Source organism: bacterium (assembly GCA_035528375.1).
Classification (GTDB): Bacteria; RBG-13-66-14; RBG-13-66-14; order RBG-13-66-14; family RBG-13-66-14; genus RBG-13-66-14.
This window is the reverse complement of record DATKYS010000066.1, coordinates 1-7,053: the sequence shown is the minus strand read 5'-3', so window position 1 is coordinate 7,053 and position 7,053 is coordinate 1. Positions and strand designations below refer to the sequence as shown.

Annotated in this window: 5 protein-coding genes; 1 reads left to right on the top strand and 4 read right to left on the bottom strand. The window is 65.9% G+C overall.

The genetic code is table 11. The features are described from left to right. Positions 1-225: 225 nt before the first annotated feature. The 4 genes from VM054_04890 to VM054_04875 form a co-directional block, all read right to left on the bottom strand. Positions 226-1,521, bottom strand: a complete 1,296-nt coding sequence (locus tag VM054_04890) for a Ni/Fe hydrogenase subunit alpha (protein ID HUT98396.1) — start codon at positions 1,519-1,521, stop codon at positions 226-228. Positions 1,522-1,533: 12 nt separating this feature from the next. Further along, positions 1,534-2,325, bottom strand: coding sequence for an NADH:ubiquinone oxidoreductase (locus VM054_04885; GenBank protein HUT98395.1), 792 nt, complete (start codon positions 2,323-2,325; stop codon positions 1,534-1,536). Between the two features lie 444 nt (positions 2,326-2,769). Next, a complete protein-coding gene (locus tag VM054_04880; GenBank protein HUT98394.1) occupies positions 2,770-3,636 on the bottom strand; it encodes an FAD/NAD(P)-binding protein in 867 nt (288 codons plus the stop codon). Continuing rightward, a complete protein-coding gene (locus VM054_04875) occupies positions 3,629-4,657 on the bottom strand; it encodes a 4Fe-4S dicluster domain-containing protein (protein ID HUT98393.1) in 1,029 nt (342 codons plus the stop codon). Before VM054_04875 ends, VM054_04880 begins: the two co-directional genes overlap by 8 nt. 647 nt (positions 4,658-5,304) lie before the next feature. Between VM054_04875 and VM054_04870 the strand changes: the two genes are divergently transcribed. Continuing rightward, on the top strand, positions 5,305-7,053 hold a 1,749-nt coding region (locus VM054_04870; protein ID HUT98392.1), incomplete at its 3' end, for a S9 family peptidase.

Genomic DNA, 7,053 nt, shown 5'->3' with positions numbered 1-7,053 from the left:
AAGCCTCCCCCCAAAGGGGGGAGGGGGACCGCTGCACCCCTCTCCCTGACCCTCCCCCCAGAGGGGGGAGGGGACAGGCGGCAACCCCCACCCCGACCTTTTCCTAAATGTAGGGCGGGGTTTCCTAACCCCGCCGCGTTTTTAATAAGGTGGCCCTCACCCCCATCCCCGTCGGCGCGCCGCTCCCGGAGGGAGAGGGGGGCCGCCCCGACCCTCACCCCGGCGTCAGGCGGAGAGGTTCAACAGGTGCACCGAACAGGAGATGCAGGGGTCGTACGCCCGGACTATCATCTCCGCGTGGAAGTGGATCTCCTCGTCGGAAAACCCCGGGTTGGCCTCGACCATGGCCCGGATGTCGCGCTCCATGGCGGCCAGGTTCTGGCAGGTGGGTGTGACGATGTCCACGTCGGTGCAGCGCCCGTCGGCGTCGAAGGCGTAGGAGTGGTAGAGGGTGCCGCGGGGGGCCTCGATGCCCGCCGTCCCCCGGCCCGCCCTGGGCCGGATCTCCGGCGTCGGCTCCACCGGCGCGTAATGCGCCAGAATCGCGTTGATGGTCTGGATGGAGTCCTCGACGGAGTCCACCAGCTCGATGAACTGGGCCGTGGTGTTGTGGAAGATGTTATAAACCGGCGTCGCGAATCCCAGGCGCCCGGCGACCGTCTTCGCCCCGCCGTGCAACGCCTCGCCGAAGAGGTTGACCCGGGCCAGCGCCCCCACGGTGTACGGCTTCCCCTCGTACGCGGAGAACTTCGCGTGGCTGTACGGCACGACGTACTCGTTGGTCACCCGTTTGTACTCGTGGACGTCGGTAAGGGTGCCGTCGCTGGCGGCGATGTGGTCCCCCATGTAGCCGTAGGCGTCGCCGGAGGGCCTCAGCCCGATGTAGGTGCCCTCGGCGGTGAGGTAGCCGGGGAGCTCCAGACCCTTAATCAGCGGCACGAGGGCCCTGGCGTTCTCCAGGACGGCCTCGAGCCGGTCGCGCAGGTACTTGAAGACGTCCTTTTCCGGGATGCGGCCGAAGCCGCCGAGCTTGGTGTTGCAGGGGTGAATCTCGCGCCCGCTTATTAAGTCCTGGATCTCGTTGCCGCACTTCTTGATGTCCAGGCCGATGCGCGCGGGGTCGGGCAGGTCCTCGGCCAGCTCGATGATGGAGTTGCAGCGCGGCTGCACGAGGTCCGGCAGGGCCAACAAAAATATGTGCAGGGCGTGCGACTCGATGTTGCCCCCGTGGACGAAGAGCCGCCGCAGGAGCCGCACCTGCTCCGAAACCGTCACCCCGAAGGCGTCCTCGATGGCCTGCGAGGCCACCACGTTGTGCACGCCGGAGCAGATGGCGCAGATGCGGCAGGCCACCTCGGGGATGTCGGCCCAGGGGACGCGCTTCAAGAAGCTCTCGAAGAAGCGCAGCCCCTCGTAGATGTCCATGCGCACGCTCTTGACGGCGCCGTCCTCGAGCTCGATGGTGACGCCGCCGTGCCCCTCGACGCGGCAGAGGTGCTCCACGGTAATGGTCCGGCTCATGCTTTCTTCCCCTTACGGCAGCTCGGTGCCCTTGAATTTCCTGGTCCGCAGCGCCTCGTCGGAGGGCGGGCCGCCGAAGTGGCTCATGGCCTGTTTTATGTCCTCTATCGAATAGCCCTTGTCCAGGAGCACGTCCACCTCGGAGGCGAAGTTGGCCTCATAGACCGGGCCCCGGCAGCCCTCGCAGGGGAGGTTGTTGCTGGGGCAGCGCGCCCCGCAGCCGGCCTTCGTCACCGGCCCCAGGCACATCTCCCCCCGCTCGATCAACAGGCACTCGTTCTCCCGGAACTTGCAGTCGGTGCACACGGCGTAGGTGGGCAGGAGTGGCAGGTCCCCGTGCAGGAGCGACGCCACCGCCTGGAGGAACTGGCTCCGCTCGATGGGGCAGCCCACTATCTCGTAATCCACCTTTACGAAGTCGCGCAGGGGTTTCGGCTCGAAGCACTCGAAGAAGGGGTTTTCCAGAACCTCTTTGCCGTATACCTCGGTGAGAAGCTCCTTCCGCGGCACGTCGTTCTGCATGGCCTGGACGCAGCCCCAACACGCGCCGGTGCCCAGGGCGATCAAAAGCCCGGCCCGTTCGCGGATGTCCTTCAACTGCTTCAGGTTCCGCTCGCTGGCCACCGCGCCCTCGACGAAGGCGATGTCCACCTCGCAGTCGTCGTTGCCGGTTTGGGCCATGATGAAGCTCTTGATGTCCACCGCCTGGGCCAGCTCCAGGAGCTCGTCCTCGCAGTTGAGGATGTTGAGCTGGCAGCCGGCGCAGCAGGTAAGGCCGTAGACGGCGATTTTCGGCTTGTCCATCGGTCTGGTTTCCGTTCCGTCAGGGTTCAGCGGCGGCGAATCTGTAAAAGCTGATCGTCGAGTAGGTGCGGGCCGTTATTCTCCCGCCCCCCTCCCTGGCCCGTAAGCGCGCTTCCCCCCAGAGGGGGGAGGGGACATGCAACCCTCACCCCAACCCACTCCCACAGGGAGAGGGGATACGCGGGCCGCCGTTTACACGTTCCCTGCCTCGACCCTCACCCCAACCCTCTCCCTAAAAGGGAGAGGGGGAATGAGGTGGCCCTCACCCCCGCCTGTAGGCGCGCCTCTCCCACAGGGAGAGGGGACCGCTACACCCCCCTCCCCGGCCCTCACCCCAGAGGGGAGAGGGGGATCAGATGCTCTCGCGCAGGTTGATCGCGTCCCAAGCGGCGCGGCCGCGGCGTGTCGGCGCGCGTCGCCTCCGTGTCGGCACCTTATTTCCTTTTAAATGGATTCCCGTAAATTGATGGCGTCCCAATAGGTGAATATCGGCCCGTCCAGGCAGGTGTACTTGTGCCCGATGCTGCAGTGCAGACACTTGCCCACGCCGCACTTCATCATCCGCTCCAGGCTCATCAGAATCCGCCCCTTGGAGAAGTTGAGCTCCAGGAGCTTCTCGACGACGAACTTGTAGACCACGGGCGGGCCGCAGATGGCGGCGTAGGTCTCCTCAGGGTTCAGCCCCTCCACCTGGTCGAAGAGCGTGGTGACGACCCCCACGTTGTAGGGCCAGGTCTTGTCGGGGTCGGTGTCCACGGTGAGGTGGCACTCGAGGTCCTCCCGGGATACGAGGCCGGCCATCTCGTCGCGGAAGAGGACCTCCTTCGGTTCGCGGCAGCCGTAGAATAAAATGACGCGGCGGAAGTCGGCGCGGTCGTCCAGGGCGTACCACAGCAGGCTCCGCAGCGGGGCCATCCCCAGTCCGCCGGCCACCAGCAGCAGGTCGCCGCCCTCCATCTTCTCCACGGGGTAGCCGTTGCCGTAGGGGCCGCGCAGGCCGATGAGGGAGTTGGTGGGCAGCCTGAACAGCGCGGAGGTCACCCGGCCCGTCCGCCGGACGCACAGCTCCACTATCCCCGTCCGCGTCGGCGAGCTGGAGATGGAGATGGGGCACTCGCCGGTACCGATGACCGAGAGCTCGACGAACTGGCCCGGGCGCGAGCGGAAGCTCTCCGCGATCGCGCGGTCCTCGAAGCGGATCTGGAAGAGCTTGTGGTCGCGGTCCTGGGGCTTGACGGCCACGATCCGGGCCAGGTGCGGCTGGTACGGGTTGGCCGCCTGCCTGAACGAGAGCCGCTGGTCTCTAAGCATGGGCCTGGTCCCCCCTGAGCATCTTCAGGCACTCGACGTAGTCAATCTTCGCCGGGCAACTGACGATGCAGCGCCCGCAGCCGACGCAGGCCGCGCGGCCGAAATCGCCCAGAAACGCCTGCTGCTTGTGCAGGTAGCGGTGCTTGAGCCGCTGACCGCGATCCTCTCGGAAGTTGTGACCCCCCGCCACCAGCGCGTGCTCCCGGAAGAGGCAGCAGTCCCATTCCCGCCAGCGCGTGCCGCCGCCGACAAGCTCCAGCGTGTCGTTGACGTCGTAGCAGTAGCAGGTCGGGCAGACCATGGAGCAGGAGCCGCAGGAGAGGCAGCGTTCGGCCAGCTTGTCCCAGATGGGGCTCTCGTACTCCAGGTCCAGAATCGTGGGCAGGTCGCTGATTTCCAGCGTCAGGCAGTAGGCCCGCTCCCGCCGCCGTCGGAACTCCAGGTAGCGCTGCGTGAACTCCTCGTCCACCTCGGAAAAAAGCTCGGGGCGGCCGGAGACCACGTCGTCCCCCCGCGAGGTGCCCACCCCGACCAGGAACGCGTCGTCCAGGTCGGTCAGGAAAAGGTCGAAGCCCTCGTCTATGGCGTCGGTGCCCATGGACTTGCAGAAGCAGTGCTCGTCGGGGATGCAGCTGGTGGCGACGATCATGATGTTCTCGCGCCGGGTGAAGTAGTAGTTGTCCGCGTAGCGGCCGGCGAAGATGTTGTCCAGGGTTTCCAGGGCGTGCAGCCCGCAGGCGTGGATGCCGAAGAGGACCAGGCGCTCGGCGAGACCGGCGGTTTCCGCCTCGAAGCCCCGCCGCGCGTCGAAGCGGAACATGGTCTCCCGGGGCCGGTAGAAGTACTTCTTCGCCGGGATGACGGTGCGCAGGGCGTCGTAGGCGACCTTTTCGAGGTCGGTGTACGGCTCCCAGCGGTACGAGTTCACCCCGTGCTTCACCGGCACGTGGACCTCGCCCCACCCCCGGAGCATTTCCAGGAGGGTGCCGAGGTGCTTTTTATCCATGCGCAGGACCTTCATGGGCGGACCCTTTCCCCGTTCGCGTCGTCTGTGCCGATTATACCAGACTCGCGGCCTCGGTGCCGGTGGGCGTCCCCGCACGTATTTCCCTCTCCCCGTGGGAGAGGCTCGCCTACGGGTTAGGGTGAGGGTCGAGGCGGGGAACGTGAAGGCGGCGGGGATAGGAATTCCCACCCTACGCCGTGAACCGCCCAATATCCCGTAGGGGCGACCATCGTCGGTCGCCCGCGGGCGGACCTAAAGGTCCGCCCCTACATCATCGCACGGGTGAACGCGGTCTCCCTCTCCCCGTGGGAGAGGGATTAAGGGTGAGGGCTACCTTATTAAAAAAACGGGCGGGTGTGGACACCCGCCCCTACGTCAATATCCAGCAAACCCGATCCGTAGGGGCGACCGTCGTCGGTCGCACGCGTTAAAAAAACACAGATTTGCGTGAGCGTCCGACGACCACACACTGCAAGTCGGTCTGCGGGATGATTCCACTGGGGAACGCCGCTTTTTTTTACTAAAGAGTGATTGCATTAATTTCATTATTCATATTAAAATAAAAACTTGGTCGAGAAATCTTTGGATAAATCTATCTTATCAGTGTAGAATGCGGCTGATTTCTACAAACGAACCACACCAGACCTCCCCGAGGCAATCCCATGTCCAAAGCCATTGCCGCCGACGACTTCGCCAAGCTAAAGGTCATCACCGACCTCGATCTCTCCCCCGACGGACACATCGTCGTCTTCAGCGTCAAGCGCGCCGACTTGAAGAAACGCAAGTACTGGAGCGACCTCTGGTGGTCCCGGGACTCCCGCCCCGCCGCGCAGGTCACACACGGCGACTACAACGACATCTCGCCGAAATTCTCACCGGACGGCGGGACCGTCGCCTTCCTCTCCAACCGGGAGGATGAGAAGGCGTTCCGGTTCCACCTGCTGCCCACGGACGGCGGGGAGGCCCGCCCCGTGGGTCCCGCGCTCAAGGGAGAGGTCGGCCGGTTTCTCTTCTCCCCTGACGGGGGGTACATCTACTACTCCTTCCGCGCGGCCGACGAGCCCGTCAAGGGGCCCGAGGGCAAGCCCGAAGCGCCTCCGTTCCGCGAGGTGGACCGCATCCTCTACCGCATGGACGGCGAGGGCTGGCGGCCCAAGGACAGCTTCAACCTCTACCGGCTCGATCCGGTGCGGGGTGCCTCGAAGCGGCTCACAGACGATCAATACGAGAACGCCGACTTCGCCCTCCCCGCCGACGGCGCCGACCTCTTCTACCTCTCCTGCCACCGGGAGGACCCGGACCGGGACGCCGATTACGTGGACCTCTTCCGCCTGCCGGCGAAGGGCGGGAAGCCGAAAAAGCTCCCCACCCCCGAGGGACCAAAGTGGGCGCTCGCCGCCGATCCCGCGGGGAAGCGCCTGGCCTGGTTCGGCCACGAGCACCCCGAGGACCCGGCGGGCCGCAGCCCGCGCCTTTACATATACGACATCGCCAAGGGCGAGACGGTGAACCTGACCGGGACGCTGGACCTGGTCGGGGGGCGTGTCATTGACGACCTGAACGGCATCTGCGCCTCGGACCGGCCCCGGTTCGCCCCCGACGGCGGCTCCATCCTCTTCAACTTCACCCGCGAAGGCTCCACCGGCGTTTGGGAAATGAAGCTGGGCGGGAAGGCGAAGCCCCGGGAGGTCGTGGGCGGCCTCGGCGCGGCCACCTTCTTCCGCGTCCATGCTCGAGGCCTCTTCTACGCCTGGGTCACCGCCGTCAACTCCGGCGAGCTCTACCACCTGGAAAAGGGCGGCGAGCCCCGGAGGTTGAGCTCCCTGAACACGCGGGTGATCGGGGCCTGGCACCTGCCCGAGCCGGAGCGGTTCCGGTTCAAATCCGGCGACGGCACCAAGCTCCAGGGCTGGCTCTTGAAGCCGCCCGGCTTCGACCCGAAGGCGAAGTACCCGGCGGTCCTCGAGGTCCACGGCGGGCCCCACGTCAGCTACGGCGAGGCGCTGATGCACGAGTTCCACTACCTGGCCGGCCGGGGCTTCGTGGTGCTCTGGTGCAACCCCCGGGGCAGCACCTCCTACGGCGAGGAGTTCACCCGGGCCATCGTCAACGCCTGGGGCACGAAGGACTACGAGGACGTGCTGGCGCTGGCCGACCACGCGGCGGCGCTGCCCTTCGTGGACGCGGCGCGCATCGGCATCACCGGCGGTTCCTACGGCGGTTACATGACCAACTGGGTCATCGGCCACACGGACCGATTCGCCGCCGCCGTCGCCCAGCGCTCGGTCTCCAACCTCCTGGACTTCTACGGCTCCTCGGACACGGGGTTCTGGTTCGAGAAGGAGTTCGGCGGAAAACGCCCCTGGACCGACCGGGACCACTACTGGAAGCTCTCCCCCATCGCCTACATC